This is a genomic window from Priestia sp. KCTC 13724 (assembly GCF_056820425.1).
Genome location: NZ_JBXDLD010000040.1, coordinates 31,788 through 52,901 on the forward strand (window position 1 = coordinate 31,788; position 21,114 = coordinate 52,901).

Consider the following 21,114-nt stretch of genomic DNA (forward strand, 5'->3'; position numbering starts at 1 on the left):
ATGCTGTTTACTATTCACTCAGACCCACTCGGCAACGGATAAATTGAGGATCTAACAGTTCTTTATAAATAAAATGAGCGGTGTCACCTGTGGATATTTTTTTTTCATCTAAGGGAAGGACGTTTTTTTCAACGCGGTAGCGCTCTGTAATATGTCCATCAGGTAAGTAAGTAGGGCATACAATCGTCCAAAGAAGGTTACTCTCTTTCAAAGTCAGAAACCCTTTTAGGTGATCTTCAGCAGCTCTTGTAAGCTTACGCTTTGATTCACTAGACTGAAATCTATATAGTGAAGGTTCCGTTCGTGTTTGTAAAATCCCTGCTGTGCCGACAGTAATAATTCGTTCAATACCTTGATTATTCATTGCTTTCACAATAACAAGCATGCTTTCTGAAATAACGTTAGCTCCGTCTGTACCAAGTGTACTAATGACAACGTCTTGCCCGTGAAATAAGCAATCCAGCACTTTTTCTTCACGAGCGTCTCCTTCAATGACTGTGAGGTTAGCATGTGAAATAGATAGGCGCTGTATGTTCCGAACCAAAGCTTTTACTTTGTGATTGTTTTCCAATAATAGTTCAAGAAGCTGTTGGCCAACGCGGCCTGTTGTGCCTAATAAAGCAATGTTCATATCTCATCTCTCCTTTATGTAAATATACGAAGGGCATGAATCTTTTTTTCATAGAATATAATAAAGTAGTTTCTAGAAATAACCAAATGAAAAATGGTTTGTAATAGCAGTTGACATTCATTTTCAAATAAGAAGGTTTCTGATATGATATATTTGTACTATTTTGCACTAAAAGGTAAACGCAATTATGTAGTATAAAATTTTATTATTTTTTTAGGAGAGTGAATGACCTTTGGTAGACCTACCCCTGAGTCAAATTATTTTGTTGGCAGTTCTTATCTTATTATCAGCTTTCTTTTCATCTGCTGAGACAGCTTTTTCGAGCGTAAATAAAATACGTCTGAAAAACTATGCTGATGAAAAAAGACGAGGAAGCAAAAAAGCGCTGTTGATTACTGAAAACTTTGACCAAGCGTTATCCACCATTTTAATTGGAAACAACATTGTAAATATTGCTGCATCGTCTATTTCGGCGAAAGTAGCAATTGATTTATTCGGCGGTAATTCAGCGCTTGTCATCAGTACAGTAGTTATGACCATTTTAATTTTAATCTTTGGTGAAGTATTACCTAAATCATTAGCAAAAGAGCATGCGGAAAGCTTCACATTGATGATATCCGGTATTTTATACTTTTTAATCAAAGTACTAACACCAATCTCTTATCTCTTTGTTTTGCTGAAGTCTGGTGTGTCAAAGCTATTTACAGGTAAAGAATATAGCCCTTCGGTTACTGAAGAAGAAATTAAAGTAATGGTTGATTTAAGTGAAGAAGAAGGCGTTATTGATAATCAAGAAAAAGAGCTTGTTCATCGTTCGTTAGAGTTTAATGAAATTGTTGTTGGACAAATTCTTAAACCAAGAATCGATATGGTAGCGATAGAGGTCAATCAGCCGATTGATGAAATAAAAGAAATCTTTTTAGAAGAACGATATTCGCGAATTCCAGTTTATGAGGACAATATTGACAATATTATTGGGATTTTATCAGAGCGCGATTTTTTAACATACTTAGTTCAAGAAAAAGAAGTAAATCTTCGTGAATTAGTACGTGAGCCAATGTTTGTAGTCGAATCAATGAAGATTTCTGTTTTACTACCTGAATTGCAGAAGAACAAAGTACATATGGCAATCGTTGTAGATGAATTTGGTGGCACTTCCGGTCTAGTGACGCTTGAAGATATTTTAGAAGAAATAGTAGGCGAAATTTGGGATGAACATGATGAAGCTGTTCGCTATGTTGATCAAATTAGTGAAACAGAATTTGAATTTAATACAGAAATTCCGCTTGATGATTTCTTAAAGTATGTTGAGGTACCGGCACTAGAAAGTTCTTACCATACGCTTGGCGGCTGGATTTTCGAACAATTTGAACGAGTTCCTGTTGCAGGAGATTTCTTTAGTTATGAAGGCGTAACGTTTACAATTAAAGAGGTTGAAAATCGTCGGATTCGTAAAGTCAACGTTCAAATTCAGTCAATGTTAAACAACGAAAGCGAAATGGAAGTAGCAGACTAAAGACGGTATCTTACTGTCGTGAAAATAAAGAGCACCTCAACAGCTGTTGAGGTGCTCTAGCCATGTTATAAAATTGTGTGAAATTAGTACTTGCCGCCACCTAATTGTTGCTCAGCTAATTGTACTAAGCGCTTAGTGATTTCGCCACCAACAGATCCGTTTGCACGAGCTGTTGTGTCTGGCCCTAAGTTTACGCCAAATTCACTTGCGATTTCGAATTTCATTTGATCGATAGCAGCTTGAGCTCCAGGTGCTACTAACTTGTTTGATGAATTGCTGTTTGATGCTTTTTGGTAGTTTGCCATGTTTATTCATCTCCTCGTTAGATAAAATAATAGTAGTATGGTTGAGCTAGCTGGAATTGAACCAGCGTGGATAAGTTTAGCAAGAAACTTATCTGCCTACCTAGGCGTAGCCCAGTAGTAGATGTTTGCTTTGTTGTTACTAGTAGTATGATAAAGCATTCAAAAGTTTATACATCAGAAAATATTAGTAATTATTGGTAAATTAAAGGAAAATCAGTAGAGTAGAAATAATGGAGTTGCACATATTATGTATATCTTATCGAAGTGAAGAAGGGGTAAGGAAATGATGCATATATGTGAGCTTTGCAATGGGCTGTCCACTTTATCTGAATATTGTAAGGTATGTGGCTATGAGTTAAGCGATATGGGAAAGGTTAGCGACTATTTCGATGATTACAGCGCGTATATGGAAATTGATGAATTAAAGCTTGAAAATGGCATTTCAAATGATTACGTGCAGCATATGTGCACACATTTTTTCTATTGTCAGAGATGTCAGCACGAAGAGATTAAGTTCATTAAAGAATAAAAAAGAGAAGAGTTTTCCTCTTCTCTTTTTTATTCTTATTCTTTTTCTGCACGAATGCGGCTTTCTGTTTCCGCGTCAAAGAAGTGAGCTTTATTTAAGTCTAATGCTAAAGTAAGCTTTTGCTGGGCTTTTACTTCAGAACGAGCGTCTACGCGAGCGACGAAGTCTTGTTCGCCAATTTTAGCATAAACCATTGTTTCAGCTCCCATTAGCTCCGACACATCAACATTAACGGTTACTTTTGTGCCAGCTGAAGCTTCAATGAAGACAGGCTCGTCATGGAAATCTTCAGGACGAATACCTAGGATAACCTCTTTATTTACATAACCTTGGTCACGTAATACTTTCATTTTTCCTTCTGGAACTGCCAGAACAGAATCGCCTACCGTAATTTTACCATCTGATAAGTTTCCTTTTAGGAAGTTCATTGCAGGTGAACCAATAAATCCGCCTACGAATACGTTTTCTGGCTTTTCATATACCTCTTTAGGCGTTCCGACCTGTTGGATAATACCGTCTTTCATAACAACTAAGCGACTAGCCATTGTCATTGCTTCCGTTTGATCATGCGTAACGTAAATTGTTGTTGTACCTAAGCGTTGGTGCAACTTAGCAATTTCAGAGCGCATTTGCACGCGAAGTTTTGCATCTAAGTTTGATAGCGGCTCATCCATTAAAAATACTTTTGCATCACGAACGATTGCACGTCCTAATGCTACACGCTGACGCTGACCTCCTGATAAAGCTTTTGGCTTACGATCTAGGTATTGTTCTAACCCAAGAATGCGCGCAGCATCTTTTACACGACGGTCAATTTCATCTTTTGGAAGTTTACGAAGCTTTAATCCAAACGCCATGTTGTCATATACAGTCATATGAGGATATAATGCGTAGTTTTGGAATACCATCGCAATATCGCGGTCTTTTGGAGCAACGTCGTTCACGCGCTTATCATCAATATAGAAATCACCTTGTGAAATTTCTTCTAAACCTGCTACCATACGTAGAGTTGTTGATTTACCGCAGCCAGATGGCCCAACAAATACGATAAACTCTTTGTCTTCAATATGAAGATTAAAATCTTTTACAGCCGTTACGTTTTTATCATAAATTTTATAAATATGCTCTAATTTTAATTCAGCCATTTCTCATTCTCCCCCTTGAATATGTGCCCTTGTTATTATGAAACCGCTTTCTGTATGAATAGTGTACGATGAATAGAAAAACTGGTAAATGGAAGATGTGCACAAAAAAATGAAAAGGTTTTCGTGCATGTTTACGAAAACCTTTTCATTTTATTGATTTAGAGACTCAGCTGCTAAGATAGCAAGGTAAGCTGAAACGGCCCCTTGAAAGTTTTTAATATCTAAATCCGTTCGGTCAATAAACTTATCAATGCGATACTGCAAGCTGTTCCGGTGCATGTATAGCTTCTTTGCAGCAAGCGATACATTCAGGTTGCACTCTAAATAACATTTAACAGTGTTAAGCAAAGTTTCATCATCTTTTATTAACGATAAAATGGTATTCATTTGTTCCTTGGCAGCGGGAGACATCTCTTTAATCAACCAATAGGGGAGCGTCGTTGAAAGCTTGATCACCTTTTCTTTTTCAAACACTTTTTGAACTTGTTCAAACCAGCTTTTCTCCATGTGAAAAGCACGAGAGGGTGAGAAAGGAAAAGAGTGCAGCTGTCCTTCAAAAAACTGCATATCACTTTCAAAGTCATGTGATAAAATCGTTACGCTGTCCTGTAAATCTCTTGTTAATTCTGATGAGTCCGCTACTTTTTCAATAATTACTCCGCTTTGTAAGTTGTCCCATAAGATGGTAATAGGCGTTGCATACATGGATGAAAGGGCATCTTCAAACTCTGTGCGCTGTTCAAACAAACGTTTAATTGAAAAGTAAGTAAAGCGAATAAGCTTGAATTTATCCAGCTCATCTATCACCGCAGGCTTGTCTTCGAATAGTAGCTGATACCAATATGATTGTTCTGCTGACAGCGTGGTGGTCATTGCTTCGTAAGGAATAAGAAACGCTGAGAGTAGAGCAAGTTCCTTCTCAGAAAGTGCGTCTTGTTCAATTCCAATAAAATGATATTCATCGCTTCGAAACCATTTATATTGGTGAAAGTGGTAGGGAACATCTGAATATAGTAGTTTATTGCCAAAGATGCTTTTTAGTTGCTCCATCATGAAACTCCTTTCTGCTCTGTACTTTTAACTAGTCTTGATAGACATGAAATAACATTAGTTCATGAATAAGGGAAGTAACTTCCTCTTGATTGATAGCGGGAGAGAGTTGATGTTTAAACTGAATTTCTCCTGTTTTTAGATAGTTCGCTTCGTAGTAAGTACCGCTTATATAAAAGGAGATAAACCATCCTGGCATTTCTTTTTGCTGATACAAAGGCTTGATTCGAAAGTGTGTAATCATAAAAAATCCCCTTTCTCATTTTCACTGCTTTTTAATAAGCTTATCATGAGAAGAGGAAATGGAAAGCAACTATTTTAAAAATTCGTTAATTTATAGAATAACCGTATCAGGTACTTAATTCCAATGGATCGAATGTGAGGTTCATCAAAAATCATCGGCTTTGCGTTGATTTCAAAGATATAATAATCATCGGTTTTTGTTCTTCCGATATCAAGCGAAAATTCTCCAACAAATTGAAAATGCTGATGAAGCTGCTGACCGCATGCATCTATTAGAGATGTTAAAAAAGAAGTGTCTATATCAAAAGGTAGCTCCTCAATAGATCTAAGAATTCCTCCATTTAATGTGTGAGTTGTTACACTCTGACGCTCGCTTTGTCTAACTCCGATTCCACTGATGATATATCGCTTCTTAAAGCGATTAACTAGTATGCGAAGGTCATAGCGCATGTCTTGAAGGGTATCGGTTTCAATCGTTTCTTGGACAATGTAAGAACGAGTAGGGAGAGGCACATGTTCAAGGGAAGAATAAATCTTTTTTTGACGAGAGCTTTCATAGTGAATGCTTCCATCTTGAAGAGTTGTTAAGGTGAAAATTCCTCTCCCTTTGCTACCATGAATTGGTTTTAAGTAAACTTTTTGATGTTTTTTAAGCATAATACGTACATCTTCAATCGATAAAAGTAGCCGAGTATCAGGGAGGTGCTTTTGTGTAACGGTGTTTTTTGATAATAGCTCATACGTTTCCCATTTTGAAAAAAAGCTGGTGTTAAAAAAAGGAATATGAAGATGCTCGCTTTGAGACATTAATTCTTTAAGTTTTTCACGTTCGGTATAGCGATTGGGAAAGCGATTGTAGATAAAATCAGGAAGAGGAAGCGTGGCTTGTCGCCATTCACCGCTTATCTCCTCAAAATAAACACCATATACGTAGCGCTCATAGAACTGTTCAGGAGAAAATAAAACAAGGATTCCTCCGGTTGTCTGCAGCGCTCGATGGATTTCCTTGAAGTAGAGGTGTTGCTTCTGGTTCAAGCTGTTTAAAACAGCGCTGCTCGTAACAATCCCAATTATGGGACCTGCTTTATTTCCTCTAGTTCGCAAGCGAACGGAAGCCTCAGTAGGTTCAAGCTTAACAGGAAGCTCGATGTTTTGTGAACCCCATACGTAGGAGGAATGTGCTTCTTGATGATACCAAGTGTCGTCTGTTTTACTGTAAGAAACAGTAATCATGGATATGAAGCCTCAAGGGATAAAATGGCTTGCTTTGACAAGAAAATGGCATATTCTAACGACAGCTTTCTTGTATATTGATCTTCTTTTCGTAGAGATGGGTGTAAGAAGATAGAACGACCTGGTTTTGAGTTAGCTTCAAACATCCACACGTTTCCTCTCGTATCAACGCCGAAGTCGAATCCGATTTCACCAATAAGGCCTTCTACCTGATGATCTAATGCTAAGCTGATGAGAAGAGCCGTACTTTCTAATAGCTTTTCTGTTTTCTTTCGTGTTTCTGGATTCGTAAAAACCCGCTGTAAGGATTCAATTTCCCCTCCGTTTGTCATGTGCGTCGTGACCGTTTCGCCACCGCTAATTTTTGCTGCAATGGCAGATAGTTCCCATTCATTGTGTAAATTTTTATTCGTATGGACGCGAAAATCAACAATTCGGTTATCCTTTTTAAATAGTGGGATTGCTTGCTGTGCAATGTAGTGGTCGCGCTCGTTTGTTTTAAATATTTCATCGACTAAGACAGCTAACGAAGCATGTGTTTTTTTTATGAGTTTCTCTTCTTTAAAACAAATTTGATAAACGTGCTGAGTAGAACAATAAGAAAGTGTATAAATACCACGTCCGAGACTACCGTTTTTTGGCTTTAAATAGACTGATTCGTACTGTTCTAACATCTCAGACAGCTGCTCGAGGCTAGGTGCATCAATTGTATAAGGTAAGAAATCTCTTACCGTCGCATCTTTCTGTAGCAGGGTGTGGACCGTCCATTTGTTAAAGAAGTTAGGATTAAAGAGTGGAATTTGATATTCATCGGCTAATTTTTCTTTAATCGTTTGAAAGGCATCAAGGCTTTCTGTTTTTCGATTCGGTAATCGATTGTAAATTACGTTTGGAAGAGGAACTTCACGTTGTTCCCAGCCGTTTGATGTATAAAAATAACCTAAGATTGTGCCAGAATCCCATTGAATATGATGAATGCCAAATAAAAATGGAATTCCTCCCGTAATGGAAGCAGTTGACAAAAGCTTTGCAAACAATAAAGATCGTTTGCCGATTGGGCGTAATAACGAACCGGTAAATCCTGCTGATAGTATGCCGATTAAAGGACCGATATAGACGCTATGTTCATCGGTATAGATGTGAACATCATTATGGATAGGAAGGTGTAATAAGTCCAACAGGTTTTGTGAGATTTTGATTTCATTCACCGCTTCAGGGTCTTCGTAAACCTGACAAATAGAAGAAAACGTACCGAAATAAATAGTGTTTAGTTGATGATGATAAAGAGAGGATGGTACATAGAGTACATCCTCTTGTTCTGGTAACACTTTTAATTGAAAAAGTAAGTTCGTCATTGTTCTACTCCTTATGTTGAGATGAAGGTAAAGTAGCCAAATATGAGCAGTAGGCCATCACATTTTCATACATCTTTTCAGTAGATTCTGGAGTTGTTTCAATGATTGTTTTTCTTCCAGGCTTTGAATTTAAATCAAGAAGCCAAATGCTATAGTCTCTAGAGATACAAATATCTAAGCCAAGTTCAAAAAGAGAAGGGAGCTGAGCTTCTAGCACAAGCGGTATTCGTTCACATAAGCTGCTAATTTCACCTGTGATAAATGTAGCTTTATGAGGTGGAAGTCGCTTCATTAACTCTTCAAATGGTGAAATAGAAGCCCCGTGGCTAATATTTGTAATAAATGAGTCTTCTTTTCCTTTTCGAACGCCTCTTCCAATCTCATTCCAATCTCCGCTTGCATCTTTTTGCAATAAAACGCGAACATCAAGAGGAGAGTACTGAAGTGATAATAGTGGAATGAAAGGCTGAGCGAGATAAGTTGCATTTTGCATGATGTTAAATAGCCAAGCATGAAAATCCGCTAGCTGTGTGAACTGCTTTGTTTGAAGACCTTTTTTGGAATGAAAAGATGCTTCAATGATTCGAAAGCGTTGAACAAGCTTAACAATTCCTTTTCCTTGTGCACCTGCAATCGGTTTTAGAATAAGAGCGTCATGTAAGCGTAACAGCTGCGTTATCTGCTCTTCAGCCGTGATTTTAGTTGTCGAAGGAAGATAAGGAGACAGGTCATCATCTTTTATGAGCTCTGTGTAAACATCCCATTTATTTGGTAGACCATATCCAAGGAACGTAATCGTTGGATTCTGTTTCAGCCAGTTGACAATGGGTATAGCTTTTTTAGAGAGGGAATCACCGCGATAAAAGCATCGATCATAAATAAACATAGGAAGAGAGAATGTATCGTACTGCCACTCATTTATTTCTGAATTATATTTATATCCTGTTATTTTCTGCGATACCGGCTGAAGTTGAAAGGGAGTAAATCGATAAAATTCAATATTGTACGCAGCTGCGTATTTTGCAAGATTGGTTGCATATTCTACTTCCTGTTCGGGATGAATGGTAATAAAACCTAATGAAATCATAAGAAAGACCTCCTCATCTTAATGAAAACGTGTAATGGTAAGGCAATAATTCATAAGGGCTTTAGTGGATGGACGAATCGTTTGAGAAGCTTCGTCACTTTGTTTAGAAGGTTTTGTATTCACTTCAATAATCCAAGGCTGCCCGTTGGCATCAATAGCTAAGTCAATGCCAAACTCCGCATAAATTTCGTCTTGATATGGTAAATTAATACAAATTTCAAGCGCAATCTCTTTTAATAAAGCGATGATATGTTTAGCAGTATGCTCATCGTATAACGAAGTGAGTATATGTTTGGGTGAATAGATTTCTCCTCCACGTGCAACATTTGAAACAAAACAACCTCTTTGAGAAACTCGCGTTATAACCGATGTTACTTTCCATTTGGAGTGGGAGTGTTTGTGACAAAGGATACGAAAGTCAAAGGGGCACCCCTTATATGTTTGAAGGTCGATTCCTTCTTGGATAATAAACCCTTGTTTTTTTAACGTGTGAAATAAAGTTTCAAATACGTCGTGTGCAGAATCGTATTCTTTTTTATACTCGTGTCCAATCGTAGTATAATCAAGGTGATATTGTTCATTGACGTGCGCGATTTTAAAAATATGTTTACCTTGGCTACCGTGTATGGGTTTTAGAAAAATGGTTTGGTAAGATGATAGTGCATCCAATAGATCTTGCTTACACCGGAGCTGATACGTATCGGGTAAATAGGTGTTTAAGTGCACTGTTTGAGACAAGCGTTCGAACACCTTCCACTTGTTTAAGTAGTGAGCGTTAAAAAAGGGAATTTCATTTTCAATCGCTTTTGTAGTAAGCTCTTGAAATTTAGCCGTATGCTCCGTTTTTCGATTATGGATTCGGTTATGAATGACATTTGGGAGAGGTACATTTTGTAGTACCCAAGAATTATATTGAAGCGTATAGCCTTTTTTCGTTCCGTTAAGTAAATCATCTAGTGTACTGACATAAAAGAAGCAGTTTTCCAAATCGCTAAGAGATGCAAACTCTTTACAGAAGGTTGTTATACTTCCAAAGAGATCTAGCGATGACTTAATTTCCGTGACGACACAAATAACGGGACCAATTAATAGTTCATCCTTAGATGGAGAAGAAAATCGTAGAACGGTTTCGTCTTCAAATAGCCCCCATTCTTGTAAAAGGGTTTTGCAACACATAATAGAGTAATCAGAGCTTGTAAATGGTATAATGCTTACTTCTTGGTGCATACGACCGAATGTGATGGTAATATGAGTATCGCAGCTAAGTTGTTGGCAAAGTCCCTGACTCATATAGATCTGATTCTTACCCAGTTTTGACTGAGATGCTTTAATCATTACGCATGGAGGGTTCATAAATACGTCCTCATTTTTTAATTTTATAGGCGAATGCTGATATATGGTATGATTTGCAAAGAGAATATGTGAGAGAATTTGTTACAGAAAGGTCGAAGAAAATAATGGAACAGTTTATTACAATCATTATTATGGCCGTCATTGGGGCGGTCATCGGTGGTGTTACGAACCACTTGGCTATTAAAATGTTGTTTCACCCATACGAAGCCAAATATTTATTTAGGAAAAGAATTCCATTTACTCCTGGGCTTATTCCAAAAAGGCGAGATGAACTTGCTGTTCAGCTTGGGAAAACGGTGGTTGATCATTTATTAACACCAGAAAGTTTAAAGAGAAAGTTAAAAGATCCAGCCTTTCATCAAATCTTATTACGAATGGCAAATGACGGGCTTGAAAAGGTATTTACAACGAAGCAAACGTTAGCCGAGGTGCTTGACGCTATTGGTATTAAAGAAGCTCAAGATAAAACAAAGAACGCTGTTCGTAAGCTTGTAGAAAAGAAGTATATTGAGTTTATGACGAGCAAATCAGGTGAGTCACTTTCTTCTTTATTAAGTGAGGGAACAAAGCAAAAGGTAGATCAAGTCATTCCTGTTATCGCAAAGCAAATTTGTGAAAAAGCGGTGGAGTATTTTGAAAGCGAAGAGGGAAAACGTCGCTTAGAACGCATGATTGATGACTTTTTAATGAAAAAAGGGATGCTTGGAAACATGATTCAAATGTTTCTTGGAAATACAAAAGTCATCGATAAGGTCCAGCCAGAAATTATTAAGTTTTTCAAGCATGAAGGAACGAGTGAGCTTTTTGAAAGTTTGATTGAAAAAGAGTGGAAGAAGCTGCAAGAGAAGACGGTGGATGAAGCGGAAGAGTTTATCGGCAGAGAAACAATGTTAGAAGGCATTCAGAGTATTGTTGATCGAACTATATCGGTAGATACCTTATTTGCGAAGCCTGTTTCTGAGCTTGTGGCACCTGCTCATTCGTATGTGCAGAAGGTTGTTCCGGTAGTCGTTGAAAAAGCAGGGGATTTTTTAGTAGAGCGCATTGATTCGTTAATGAGCCAGCTTAAATTAGAAGATATTGTTCGTGAACAGGTAGAGTCGTTTTCAGTGGAGCGCATTGAGGAATTGATTTTAGGGATTTCAAAACGTGAGTTTAAGATGATTACGTATCTAGGAGCGTTACTTGGAGGGATAATTGGAGTGGTTCAAGGAGTTATTGCTTTGTTTATTGCTTAAGTATTTACTTCAAGAGAGAAAAAACGATCTTACTAATTGAGCTTTTACTTTATTTGATTGATTTTGAGAAATAAAGGTCTTAAGCTGAATTTCTCGCCATAATTTGTTATAGTAGTTGGGAAGATGATTATAGTAAAAAAATTTAGGAGGACGTTTATATGTCTGTAAACTTGTACGATGTAGCAAATGAATTAGAAAGAGCCATTCGTCAAAGCGATGATTATACAAATCTAAAGAGCTTGTATGCGGCTGTAAACAATGACGAAGGTTCAAAACAATTATTTGAGCGCTTTCGTACATTACAAATGGAGTTACAGCAAAAACAAATGACGGGTCAAGAGATTACGGAAGAAGAAGTTCAACGAGCACAGCAAACAGTAGCGATTGTTCAACAAGATGAAAATATCGCGAAGTTAATGGAAGCTGAGCAACGTATGAGCATGGTAATCGGTGAGCTAAACAAAGTTATCATGAAGCCATTAGAAGAGTTATACGCTGAATAATAGCTTGGAAAATCAAAGCGATTAGAACTAATTTTAGTTCTAGTCGCTTTTTTGTATAGAAGGAACACATGCAAAAAGGTTGATCTTCACTCCGGATTGCTTGCTTTCCACGGGGCGAGCGTTGAGCCTCCTCGTCACTACGCTCCTGCGGGGTCTCAAGCAGCCTCGCTAGTCCCGTAGGAGTCAAGCATCCTTCGTTTCAATCACCAGCTTCTGTTATAGGAAAAGAAGCACTCATCTTTGTACCTTTTTGCTAGAAGATAGGGGCTTGATCATGTACATGCAAAAATTTCAAAAAAATAACAGGAACTTATTTACAAATAAATACATAAGTTAATTGGTTAGTTACATTAGTAACTAACCAATTAACTTAGAAGGTGGTCGTATGGATTTTAAATTAAGAGAGGATCTGCCAATTTTCCAGCAGATTGCAGAGCAGGTTGAAACAAGTATTTTGGACGGATCCATTCAGGAAGGTGATCGCGTTCCTTCTACGAATGAGTTTGCCAAGTACTATCAAATTAATCCAGCCACTGCTGCTAAAGGGGTTAACCAGCTTGTTGACCAAGAGATTTTGTTTAAAAAAAGGGGCGTAGGGATGTTTGTAGCAGATGGAGCTAAGAGTATTATTTTAGAAAAGCGAAAAAAAGCATTTTTTAATCAATATATTGTCCCGCCAAAGCAGGAAGCTGAAAAGTTAGGAATTCAACTTGAAGAACTACAGTCTTTATTAAAGAGGGAGGAATAAGGGTGAATATTACGGTTGAACACGTTACAAAAACGTTTGGGGAGAAAAAAGCATTAAATGACTTAAGTTTAAGTCTAGAAGCTAATAAGATCTATGGTCTGCTTGGACGAAATGGAGCAGGAAAAACAACCACGCTTATGCAAATGCTAGCAGGACACATAACGCCAACTGATGGTGAGGTAAAAGTTGAGGGGCTATCACCTTTTGAAAATCGTGAGGTTTTGAAGAATATTTGCTTTATTAGTGAAAATAACAACTTCAAGAAAAAGCTTAAAATTAAAGATGTCTTGAAGGTGTCATCTCTTGTGTATCCAAACTGGTCACAAGAGGTTGCTAATGATTTATTAGCACGCTTTAATCTTAATGGCAAAATGAGTACCAAAGGTTTATCAAAAGGAATGGAGTCTGCTTTAGGTATTACAATTGGCTTGGCTAGTCAAGCACCGCTTACCATTTTCGATGAACCATACATCGGCTTAGATGCGTCGGCACGCTATTTGTTTTACGACTTGATTTTGGAAGCATATCAAGAAAAGCCACGAACGATTATTCTATCTACCCATCTAATTGATGAAGTAAGCAATTTATTTGAAGAAGTAGTCGTTATTCAAAAAGGACAGAAGTTGCTGCATGAAACAGCAGAAAATATGATGAATAAGGCTCTTCATATTAGCGGGAAAGAAGATGTAGTTGACGCTTTTATTAAAAACCAAAACGTCATCCATCAATCTGTTATCGCAGGTAGAAAATCAGCAGTGTTGTTTGGAGGACCATATAACCTTGCTGAAGTACGTGAGCATAGATTAACGATTGAGAGTATTAACGTTCAGCAGTTGATGGTTTATCTCACAGAAGAGAACAGGAGTGGAAAGCTTTATGTTTAAAGATACAAAAGCAATGCTGTATTATTTATTTCTTGACCATCGCTCGTCAATTTTGATCTTTTGGGGCATTTTTATTGGGAGCATCTTGGCTATTTTAACAATTACGACGGCTGCTGATACTTCTGTTATGGTCGTATCACCAAGCTTACCAATCCTTATTTTCTGCGGGATTGCAGGGTTTGTAATGGTGAAAGAGTCGCTACCTTTTTGTATTAAAATGGGCATGACGCGAAAAAGTTTTTTAACAAGCGTTTTTTTATTCAACATACTGTTAGCGGCGGGGATATCCATTATTCAAGCTTTTGTAAATGCACTATTTCGTCTAGTCATTGACATTACATCTACACAGGTCAGGATTTTTAGTACCATTGAAGCTACTACTATGAATTCTACTTGGTATAACCAACTTCTATTTGACTGCATTCTTTGTTTCTTTTTGCTATCAGCGGGGCTTTTGTTAGGAAGCGTCTTTTACCGAACGGGTTTGATTGGAGGAGCAAGTGTCATTGCTTTTCTATTTGGGCTGTTTTTATTTTCAACTACAAGAGACTGGATTGTTGAACTGTTTGTCACAATAAATGACTCGTTTCAGGTCACTCCTAACCTAGGTACAATATCGGTACTGGCCGTTTTAACAGTTATTCCAACATGGCTATTGCTCAGAAAAGCATCAACGATTTCGTATAACGTACGATAAAATCACATTTTAATCCCTTCTAATTATAGTCATATGCTCATATAACTAATTATCAAGTTTTTTTTAATAAATACCAACGTTCTAACGTAGTAATAAGCTGAGAGACATCTGAGAAGGAAGGGATTTAACAATGACATATCGATTACTGGCGTTAAATATTGATGGTACCATTTTAAATAGTCAAGGCCGTATTACAAAAGAAACGAAAGAAGCAATTCAGTTCGTCAAAAATAAAGGCGTCTACGTTACGCTCGTAACAAATCGCCATTTTCCATCTGCGCGAAAGATTGCAAGGTCCTTGAAAATTCATCCAACAATGCTCATTACGCACAGTGGAGGGTTTATCGCTTCTTCCGTTGATAAGCCGGTATTAGACCGAAGATTAAGCGAAGAAAAAACGTTTAACCTTATTCAACTGTTAGAGAACTTTAACTGTCATATTCGAATTTTACATGAACGCTTTTCAATTGGTAATCGTGTCAAGCTTCCAAATAATATCGTGGCTAAAACGATGTTAAAAACAGGAGAACCACTTTTTTATCCTGTTCAGTTTGTAGACTCATTGGGAGATACGCTAAGGGATGAGCCAGTATCGACTCCAAAAATTGAAGTGTATTTTGCAGATAAAAGAGAAAAGGAATATGCAGAACAAACCATTGCATCTGCGGTGAAGGACATTGAATGGTTTTCTTACCCCAACGAAAATCGATGCTACATTACGCCAAAAGGAGCGAATAAGGCATCCGGTATTCGCTATGTAGCAAGTCAACTAGGCATTCCGATGGAAGATGTCGTTTCAATTGGCAATTGCTATGATGATATCGAAATGATTGAGCAAGCCGGTATGGGTGTAGCTATGGGGCATTCGCCAACAAATCTCAAAATGCTGGCCGATTGGGTCACAAGGTCAAACAATGAAAACGGAGTGGCATATATGATTAAAGAGCTGTTTAGAAAACAGCAGCGATTAGGTTACTTGAACCAGCTTGATGGAACGAGACTAAACTAAGGCATAGAGGCTGGGACATAAGTATTTCAGTCAATCATCAATCCGAACTATTGGGAGGTAATGACTCTTTTATAGTTCGGATTTTTTGTTGATTGTGAAACCAATTTTAGAGAACTAGCGCAATGGAACGAACTAGTTATGATAACCTAAACATGTTAGAAAAGGCATAATTCGTTTTTTAATTTAGCAGCAATTGACCGAGTCATTGATGTTCTGTAAACTGATAGAAGCTTATCTATGTTTAAAATTGAAAGGTGATTATCGTGAAAATATATGTTCAAGGGTTAGAAGACGAACGATTTCTTCGACCGCTTCAGCTCATTTCTGACTTATTCTTTGAAGAGAGCGATGTTTCTTTTACTTCAAATCAAGAAGAAGACCTACAAATTACGTTTACACTAACTGTCAATGAGCAGATTTCAGCACATATTGCTTTAAAGGCTCGAGACCATGATAAAGTATATAAAGAAGAACTAACAAAGCCAAACTTAGTAGGTTTATCTGAAAAAGAACAGTTCAAGCAAGTGAAAAATGTTGTCCTCCGCGTCTTTTTATCTGTGCTCCAAGAATATACGAATATCGTACAAAAGTGGGGAGTTCTAACGGGAATTCGTCCAACAAAGCTTCTTCATATGAAGCTTCAAGCTGGAAAAACAAAAGAAGAAGCTCACCAGGAGTTGAAAGAGCAGTATTTAATTACGGACGATAAAATTCAGCTGATGCAGGATATCGTCGATCGCCAACTAGCCGCTGTTCCTGATCTTCATGAGTTATCTGGTGAAGTAAGCATTTATATTGGCATTCCTTTTTGTCCGACAAAGTGCGCATACTGCACGTTTCCTGCTTATGCGATTAACGGGCGTCAAGGTTCGGTTAATTCATTTCTGGGTGGCCTTCACTACGAAATGCGTGAAATTGGAAAATGGTTAAAAGAAAACAATATCAAAATTACAACTGTTTATTACGGTGGAGGGACGCCAACAAGCATTACTGCTGAGGAAATGGACATGCTGTATGAAGAAATGTATGAATCTTTTCCTGATGTGAAAAACATTCGTGAAATTACGGTGGAAGCAGGGCGCCCTGATACCATTACAGCTGATAAGTTAAAAGTGCTGCAAAAATGGAATATCGACCGCATTAGCGTCAATCCACAGTCGTATACGCAAGAGACGTTAAAAGCAATTGGGCGTCATCATACGGTTGAAGAGACGATTGAAAAATTCCATTTATCTCGTGAAATGAACATGAACAATATTAATATGGATTTGATTATTGGGTTACCAAATGAAGGCGTAACGGAGTTCTCACATACGTTAAAAGAATCACAGAAGCTGTTGCCTGAATCGCTGACGGTTCATACGCTTTCCTTTAAGCGTGCATCTGAAATGACGCAAAATAAGCGTAAATATAAAGTGGCTGATCGTTATGAAATCAGCCAAATGATGGATATGGCAACAGAGTGGACAAAAGAAAACGGCTATAAGCCTTACTATCTATATCGCCAAAAAAATATTTTAGGTAATCTTGAAAATGTGGGCTATGCTTTTCCAGGCCAAGAGAGTATCTATAATATCATGATTATGGAAGAGAAACAGACGATTATTGGATTAGGTTGCGGGGCTTCTAGTAAATTTGTTCATCCAAAGACAGGTGTGATTACGCGTTTTGCTAATCCGAAAGATCCGAAGTCATATAATGATGGGTTTAAGCATTATACAGAAGAAAAAATTAAAATTCTAACTGATTTATTCAATGTTTAATAGAAACTGCCGTGTATTTATTCCGAAAATACATGGCAGTTTTTTAATTTGCATAAAGAGAAGGAAATATGTCGAAGACGATTGAATATATAATTTGTTGCAAGCGTTTTCTAAAAATAAGTGAGGTGCTGTTCAATGATGAATGTACAATTAACGATTCCTTCAATGATGGAGCGAGCAGAGACGTTTTTTAAGAAGAAGGAGGTTATTTCAAGGTCCACAAAAGGTATGGAACGTTTTACCTATGAAGAAACGGGAAAGCGAACGCGAAAATTGTCTTCCATGCTAGTAGAGCTGGGAGTAGAACGAGGTGACCGTGTTGGAACGTTTGCTTGGAATCATCATCGCCATTTAGAAGCTTATTTTGCAATTCCAGGAATCGGTGCCGTGTTGCACACGATTAATATTCGCTTAGATCCTCAGCAAATTATTTATGTTATTAATCATGCAAAAGATAAAGTACTTTTAATTGATGAGTGCTTTTTACCGCTCTTTGAAAAAATCCACCAAGAATTACCTCACGTAGAAGCTTATATTATTATGTCTGACGAACCCTCGCTCCCTGAAAGTAGTGTAAAGCCAATTTATCATTACGAAGAGCTGCTAAAGCGTGGAGATGAAACGTTTGCTTTTCTTTCAGATATTCAAGAAGAAGAGCCAGCAGGAATCTGCTACACTTCCGCTACCACAGGTAAGCCAAAAGGCGTTGTTTACTCACATCGAGGCATTTATTTGCATTGCATGGCACTCGGATTAAGAGATGGTGCAGAGCTGTCTGAAGCTGATATTGCTATGCCGGTAGTTCCAATGTTCCACGTTAATGCATGGGGCTTACCGTTTGCTGCTGTTTGGCTTGGCACAACCCTTGTAATGCCGGGAGCTTTTTTCACTCCGACTATCTTAGCGGAGATGATTCAAAATGAAAAAGTGACGATTGCAGCTGGAGTACCAACAATATGGCTAGGTTTGCTGCAAGAGCTTGAAAAAGGTGAGTATGATACCAGTCATGTGCGTGCGTTTTTATGCGGAGGGTCTGCGGCACCGCTGAGCGTTATTCAGCGTTTTGAAGAAAAGTTTAATATTCCATTTATGCATGCGTACGGCATGACGGAAACCAGTCCCCTTGTCACGATATCTAGATTAAAAAGTTATCAAGAAGAGAAGTCTGCTCCCGAGCGATTAGCGTTAAAAGCTAAGCAAGGATTCCTTGTTCCTGGCGTTGAAATGAAAGTAATCGGTCAGAATGGAGAAGTAGATTGGGATGGTAATGAAATGGGGGAGCTCTTGCTCAGGGGACCTTGGATTGCTTCAGAATACTATGAAGATGACCGTACGAGCGAAGCGTTTAAAGATGGTTGGTTATATACAGGAGACGTGGTTACAGTTGATGAAGAAGGTTTTATTAAAATTGTTGATCGTACAAAAGACTTGATTAAAAGCGGTGGAGAATGGATTTCATCGGTCGACATTGAGAATGCATTGATGGGGCATGAAGGTGTCTTTGAAGCATCGGTTATTGCTGTACCTCATGAAAAATGGCAAGAGCGCCCAGTGGCGTGCGTCGTTTTAAAAGAAGGATATACAGCACAAGTAAACAAGGAAGATATTTTAACTTTCCTTTCGCCTCAATTTGCGAAATGGTGGCTTCCAGACGATGTGATTTTTATGGATGAAATTCCGAAAACAACCGTCGGTAAATTTCTAAAACGAGCACTTCGTGAACAAGTACTAGAACGCTATGAATTGAAAGGGTGAAGGAAGATGACTGTAAATTTAAAAGTTGTTGAATTAGAAATGAAAGAACGCGTGGCTATTTTATCTTTAAATCGACCGGAATCATTAAATGCTCTCAATATAGAAGTGCTGCAACAGCTTGTTCAATGCTTAAAAGAAGTAGAAGAGAGCCAAGCAGATATTGTCGTCTTGCAAGGAAAAGGAAACGTATTTTCTGCAGGTGGTGATATCAAAATGATGCTGGATCCAAACAGAGCAGACTCATTTCGTAAGGTAATGGATTTAATCAATGAAGTGACGCTAAGGTTATACACGCTTCCTCAGCTTACCATTAGCGCTATTCACGGAGCAGCGGCTGGCTTAGGGCTTAGCATTGCGCTCGCGAGTGATTATATCATTGCGCAAAAAGATGCTAAGATTGCTATGAATTTTATTGGAATCGGACTTATTCCAGATGGAGGAGGCCACTTCTTATTAGCAAAACGCCTCGGTAATCACCGTGCAAAACAGCTTATTTGGCGGGGGGAAACGCTATCAGCAGAAAAAGCGTATAAAATTGGGATAATTGATGAAATAAAAGAAGGAGATTTGGCGAAGCATGTAGAAGATTATGTTTCATACTGGCTCAAAAAGCCAGCGCTCGCTTTAAAAGAGACGAAACGAATTTTCGTTGAAACGTCAATTGAAGAGCTGAAGACTGTATTACAGTTAGAGAAAAGAAGTCAGTTTAGCATGAGCCAAAGTGATGATCATCAAGAGGGGATTGAAGCATTTTTGGCGAAACGTTTGCCGGTGTTTAATCAGCGTTCAAAAGATATTTCCGAAAATTAAGTGAACTAGTTTAAAAGCAAGTGTTTTTGTCTATCATGTAGATAGAGCATGTTTAAAAAATTAGCATCAGTGGTATCAAAAGATAATAATAGAAATTAATGAGGTGATTGAAAGATGAATAAAACAGATTTAGTAAATGCAGTAGCTTCAAAATCGGAATTAACAAAAGCAGACGCATCAAGAGCAGTAGATGCACTATTAGACACAATTTCTACAACATTAGGTCAAGGTGAAAAAGTTCAGCTTATCGGCTTCGGTACATTTGAAGTTCGTGAGCGCGCAGCTCGTATAGGGCGCAACCCACAAACTGGTGAAGAAATGCAAATTCCAGCTTCTAAAGTACCAGCATTTAAAGCAGGTAAAGAATTAAAAGAAGCTGTAAAGTGAATAAAAAAGAGACTGAGACATAAATAGTTCAGCTTCTACTATACCTGAACGATTGAGAGTTCATAACTTTTAATCGTTCAGGTTTTTTGGTTGATTGTGAAAACAATGTTGGAAACAGGGTGGAATGGAGCGTGAGACACTCGACTCCTGCGGGAAAGAGAGGGAAAACGGAGATCCCGCAGCGCAGCGAGAAAGCTCAGGTTCCTCCCCGAGGAAAGCGAGTGGCCGTAGCGCAATGGAACGAACGAGTTGAGATAAACTAAAGAGATGGGAACAGCTAGTGTTCGTCTTTTAGAAGCCATCATTTTGTTGTGTCCCAAACTCTTTTTATTTTAACGATGAAATAATACAAGCTTCCCGTTAGCTTGTACGCATCGGTGCGTTTTTTCATGGTAATTTAGCTCCGTTAGTTTACTCATTCCAATTTCTTTTGCATCACGTTCACTTGCAGCTTCAAACGTTTCATCCAATAGTTTTTCTCCGTCTTTTCCAAAAACTGTTAGCGTATACATTGTCATGAAGACCTCTCCTTTAGAAAATGGATATCTGTTCACTTTATTAAAATTCGAAGTTTATATTGAAAATTCCTGCTTCGGTTTACAACTACATAAAATTTCCATACAATAAGAAGTAGGTCTAACTGAGTGATTTTTTCAGCACGTCGCCAAGGATAAGTAGATTAGTAAGTGATAAAAACATTTAAACTTCGGTTTGTTTAAAACTTTTTATTCATTTCTATTATCCTGTTTCTTTACTGGTGACTAGGCTGTTGGTTCAAGAGATAGTTAGCGAAGTAATTTATTAAAAGGAGCATTCCTGTTAGAAGGATTTTCGGGGACTTGAACAAAAAAGAGCCCTCTTGGTATGATACGG

Annotated in this window: 23 protein-coding genes and 1 tRNA gene; 13 read left to right on the forward strand and 11 right to left on the reverse strand. The window is 37.9% G+C overall.

Annotated elements, in window-relative coordinates:
- Positions 1-10: 10 nt before the first annotated feature.
- Positions 11-631, reverse strand: a complete 621-nt coding sequence (locus tag AC1UFB_RS06315) for an NAD(P)-dependent oxidoreductase (protein WP_138117382.1) — start codon at positions 629-631, stop codon at positions 11-13.
- 232 nt (positions 632-863) lie between these two features.
- Here AC1UFB_RS06315 and AC1UFB_RS06320 point away from each other — a divergent pair, with 232 nt between their 5' ends.
- Positions 864-2,147 (forward strand): hemolysin family protein, encoded by a 1,284-nt coding sequence (locus tag AC1UFB_RS06320; protein WP_482588781.1) that lies wholly within the window; start codon positions 864-866, stop codon positions 2,145-2,147.
- Positions 2,148-2,230: 83 nt separating this feature from the next.
- Here AC1UFB_RS06320 and AC1UFB_RS06325 read toward each other — a convergent pair whose 3' ends face one another.
- Together AC1UFB_RS06325 and AC1UFB_RS06330 are read right to left on the reverse strand one after the other, a co-directional pair.
- Positions 2,231-2,452 (reverse strand): alpha/beta-type small acid-soluble spore protein, encoded by a 222-nt coding sequence (locus tag AC1UFB_RS06325; RefSeq protein ID WP_025907811.1) that lies wholly within the window; start codon positions 2,450-2,452, stop codon positions 2,231-2,233.
- 38 nt (positions 2,453-2,490) lie between these two features.
- Positions 2,491-2,566, reverse strand: a tRNA-OTHER gene (locus tag AC1UFB_RS06330).
- 172 nt (positions 2,567-2,738) lie between these two features.
- Here AC1UFB_RS06330 and AC1UFB_RS06335 point away from each other — a divergent pair.
- The gene (locus AC1UFB_RS06335; protein WP_025907810.1) at positions 2,739-2,981 is read left to right on the forward strand and encodes a hypothetical protein; all 243 of its coding nucleotides are present in this window, start codon (positions 2,739-2,741) and stop codon (positions 2,979-2,981) included.
- Between the two features lie 35 nt (positions 2,982-3,016).
- On the opposite strand, the gene AC1UFB_RS06340 is transcribed toward AC1UFB_RS06335, so the two are convergent.
- From AC1UFB_RS06340 to AC1UFB_RS06370, 7 genes are all read right to left on the reverse strand, one after another.
- Positions 3,017-4,126: an ABC transporter ATP-binding protein gene (locus AC1UFB_RS06340; RefSeq protein ID WP_025907809.1), complete on the reverse strand. Its 1,110-nt coding sequence runs from the start codon at positions 4,124-4,126 to the stop codon at positions 3,017-3,019.
- Between the two features lie 150 nt (positions 4,127-4,276).
- Positions 4,277-5,176: a PucR family transcriptional regulator gene (locus tag AC1UFB_RS06345; RefSeq protein WP_025907808.1), complete on the reverse strand. Its 900-nt coding sequence runs from the start codon at positions 5,174-5,176 to the stop codon at positions 4,277-4,279.
- Between the two features lie 31 nt (positions 5,177-5,207).
- Positions 5,208-5,420, reverse strand: a complete 213-nt coding sequence (locus tag AC1UFB_RS06350) for a DUF5342 family protein (protein ID WP_025907807.1) — start codon at positions 5,418-5,420, stop codon at positions 5,208-5,210.
- Positions 5,421-5,494: 74 nt separating this feature from the next.
- Positions 5,495-6,652: a YheC/YheD family endospore coat-associated protein gene (locus AC1UFB_RS06355; protein WP_482588785.1), complete on the reverse strand. Its 1,158-nt coding sequence runs from the start codon at positions 6,650-6,652 to the stop codon at positions 5,495-5,497.
- Positions 6,649-8,007, reverse strand: a complete 1,359-nt coding sequence (locus tag AC1UFB_RS06360) for a YheC/YheD family endospore coat-associated protein (protein WP_482588787.1) — start codon at positions 8,005-8,007, stop codon at positions 6,649-6,651. The genes AC1UFB_RS06355 and AC1UFB_RS06360 overlap by 4 nt, the downstream gene beginning before the upstream one ends.
- 4 nt (positions 8,008-8,011) lie before the next feature.
- A complete protein-coding gene (locus tag AC1UFB_RS06365; RefSeq protein ID WP_100348069.1) occupies positions 8,012-9,094 on the reverse strand; it encodes a YheC/YheD family endospore coat-associated protein in 1,083 nt (360 codons plus the stop codon).
- A gap of 18 nt (positions 9,095-9,112) precedes the next feature.
- Positions 9,113-10,447, reverse strand: a complete 1,335-nt coding sequence (locus AC1UFB_RS06370; RefSeq protein ID WP_253346670.1) for a YheC/YheD family endospore coat-associated protein — start codon at positions 10,445-10,447, stop codon at positions 9,113-9,115.
- Between the two features lie 104 nt (positions 10,448-10,551).
- Here AC1UFB_RS06370 and AC1UFB_RS06375 point away from each other — a divergent pair, with 104 nt between their 5' ends.
- From AC1UFB_RS06375 to AC1UFB_RS06425, 11 genes are all read left to right on the forward strand, one after another.
- Positions 10,552-11,685, forward strand: a complete 1,134-nt coding sequence (locus tag AC1UFB_RS06375; RefSeq protein WP_062686563.1) for a DUF445 domain-containing protein — start codon at positions 10,552-10,554, stop codon at positions 11,683-11,685.
- 158 nt (positions 11,686-11,843) lie between these two features.
- Positions 11,844-12,188 (forward strand): YlbF/YmcA family competence regulator, encoded by a 345-nt coding sequence (locus tag AC1UFB_RS06380; protein WP_100348068.1) that lies wholly within the window; start codon positions 11,844-11,846, stop codon positions 12,186-12,188.
- Between the two features lie 385 nt (positions 12,189-12,573).
- Positions 12,574-12,936 (forward strand): GntR family transcriptional regulator, encoded by a 363-nt coding sequence (locus AC1UFB_RS06385; protein WP_482588790.1) that lies wholly within the window; start codon positions 12,574-12,576, stop codon positions 12,934-12,936.
- Positions 12,937-12,938: 2 nt separating this feature from the next.
- On the forward strand, positions 12,939-13,820 hold the full coding sequence (locus AC1UFB_RS06390) for an ABC transporter ATP-binding protein (protein ID WP_482588791.1): 882 nt from the start codon (positions 12,939-12,941) through the stop codon (positions 13,818-13,820).
- Positions 13,813-14,517, forward strand: coding sequence for a hypothetical protein (locus AC1UFB_RS06395; protein ID WP_025907799.1), 705 nt, complete (start codon positions 13,813-13,815; stop codon positions 14,515-14,517). Before AC1UFB_RS06390 ends, AC1UFB_RS06395 begins: the two co-directional genes overlap by 8 nt.
- 130 nt (positions 14,518-14,647) lie before the next feature.
- Positions 14,648-15,526 (forward strand): Cof-type HAD-IIB family hydrolase, encoded by an 879-nt coding sequence (locus AC1UFB_RS06400; protein WP_251385466.1) that lies wholly within the window; start codon positions 14,648-14,650, stop codon positions 15,524-15,526.
- 263 nt (positions 15,527-15,789) lie between these two features.
- Positions 15,790-17,289 (forward strand): coproporphyrinogen III oxidase, encoded by a 1,500-nt coding sequence (locus tag AC1UFB_RS06405; protein ID WP_061784688.1) that lies wholly within the window; start codon positions 15,790-15,792, stop codon positions 17,287-17,289.
- 135 nt (positions 17,290-17,424) lie between these two features.
- Positions 17,425-19,044, forward strand: coding sequence for a long-chain fatty acid--CoA ligase (locus AC1UFB_RS06410; RefSeq protein ID WP_482588794.1), 1,620 nt, complete (start codon positions 17,425-17,427; stop codon positions 19,042-19,044).
- Positions 19,045-19,050: 6 nt separating this feature from the next.
- Positions 19,051-19,854 carry an enoyl-CoA hydratase gene (locus AC1UFB_RS06415; protein WP_328100927.1) on the forward strand — a complete coding sequence of 268 codons (804 nt, stop codon included), beginning with the start codon at positions 19,051-19,053 and terminating at the stop codon, positions 19,852-19,854.
- Between the two features lie 114 nt (positions 19,855-19,968).
- Complete coding sequence (locus AC1UFB_RS06420) at positions 19,969-20,241, forward strand: HU family DNA-binding protein (RefSeq protein WP_482588796.1); 273 nt, start codon at positions 19,969-19,971, stop codon at positions 20,239-20,241.
- A gap of 119 nt (positions 20,242-20,360) precedes the next feature.
- Positions 20,361-20,504, forward strand: a complete 144-nt coding sequence (locus AC1UFB_RS06425) for a hypothetical protein (protein WP_482588798.1) — start codon at positions 20,361-20,363, stop codon at positions 20,502-20,504.
- Between the two features lie 69 nt (positions 20,505-20,573).
- Here AC1UFB_RS06425 and AC1UFB_RS06430 read toward each other — a convergent pair whose 3' ends face one another.
- Positions 20,574-20,759: a YhzD family protein gene (locus AC1UFB_RS06430; RefSeq protein ID WP_482588800.1), complete on the reverse strand. Its 186-nt coding sequence runs from the start codon at positions 20,757-20,759 to the stop codon at positions 20,574-20,576.
- Positions 20,760-21,114: the final 355 nt, after the last annotated feature.

What these genes read in the sequence shown, in the direction of transcription:
- AC1UFB_RS06315 (WP_138117382.1), bottom strand. Translation starts at nt 631, where the DNA reads ATGAACATTGCTTTATTAGGCACAACAGGCCGCGTTGGCCAACAGCTT.
- AC1UFB_RS06325 (WP_025907811.1), bottom strand. Translation starts at nt 2,452, where the DNA reads ATGGCAAACTACCAAAAAGCATCAAACAGCAATTCATCAAACAAGTTA.
- AC1UFB_RS06335 (WP_025907810.1), top strand. Translation starts at nt 2,739, where the DNA reads ATGCATATATGTGAGCTTTGCAATGGGCTGTCCACTTTATCTGAATAT.
- AC1UFB_RS06340 (WP_025907809.1), bottom strand. Translation starts at nt 4,126, where the DNA reads ATGGCTGAATTAAAATTAGAGCATATTTATAAAATTTATGATAAAAAC.
- AC1UFB_RS06345 (WP_025907808.1), bottom strand. Translation starts at nt 5,176, where the DNA reads ATGGAGCAACTAAAAAGCATCTTTGGCAATAAACTACTATATTCAGAT.
- AC1UFB_RS06350 (WP_025907807.1), bottom strand. Translation starts at nt 5,420, where the DNA reads ATGATTACACACTTTCGAATCAAGCCTTTGTATCAGCAAAAAGAAATG.
- AC1UFB_RS06355 (WP_482588785.1), bottom strand. Translation starts at nt 6,652, where the DNA reads ATGATTACTGTTTCTTACAGTAAAACAGACGACACTTGGTATCATCAA.
- AC1UFB_RS06360 (WP_482588787.1), bottom strand. Translation starts at nt 8,007, where the DNA reads ATGACGAACTTACTTTTTCAATTAAAAGTGTTACCAGAACAAGAGGAT.
- AC1UFB_RS06365 (WP_100348069.1), bottom strand. Translation starts at nt 9,094, where the DNA reads ATGATTTCATTAGGTTTTATTACCATTCATCCCGAACAGGAAGTAGAA.
- AC1UFB_RS06370 (WP_253346670.1), bottom strand. Translation starts at nt 10,447, where the DNA reads ATGAACCCTCCATGCGTAATGATTAAAGCATCTCAGTCAAAACTGGGT.
- AC1UFB_RS06375 (WP_062686563.1), top strand. Translation starts at nt 10,552, where the DNA reads ATGGAACAGTTTATTACAATCATTATTATGGCCGTCATTGGGGCGGTC.
- AC1UFB_RS06380 (WP_100348068.1), top strand. Translation starts at nt 11,844, where the DNA reads ATGTCTGTAAACTTGTACGATGTAGCAAATGAATTAGAAAGAGCCATT.
- AC1UFB_RS06385 (WP_482588790.1), top strand. Translation starts at nt 12,574, where the DNA reads ATGGATTTTAAATTAAGAGAGGATCTGCCAATTTTCCAGCAGATTGCA.
- AC1UFB_RS06395 (WP_025907799.1), top strand. Translation starts at nt 13,813, where the DNA reads ATGTTTAAAGATACAAAAGCAATGCTGTATTATTTATTTCTTGACCAT.
- AC1UFB_RS06400 (WP_251385466.1), top strand. Translation starts at nt 14,648, where the DNA reads ATGACATATCGATTACTGGCGTTAAATATTGATGGTACCATTTTAAAT.
- AC1UFB_RS06410 (WP_482588794.1), top strand. Translation starts at nt 17,425, where the DNA reads ATGATGAATGTACAATTAACGATTCCTTCAATGATGGAGCGAGCAGAG.
- AC1UFB_RS06415 (WP_328100927.1), top strand. Translation starts at nt 19,051, where the DNA reads ATGACTGTAAATTTAAAAGTTGTTGAATTAGAAATGAAAGAACGCGTG.
- AC1UFB_RS06420 (WP_482588796.1), top strand. Translation starts at nt 19,969, where the DNA reads ATGAATAAAACAGATTTAGTAAATGCAGTAGCTTCAAAATCGGAATTA.
- AC1UFB_RS06430 (WP_482588800.1), bottom strand. Translation starts at nt 20,759, where the DNA reads ATGACAATGTATACGCTAACAGTTTTTGGAAAAGACGGAGAAAAACTA.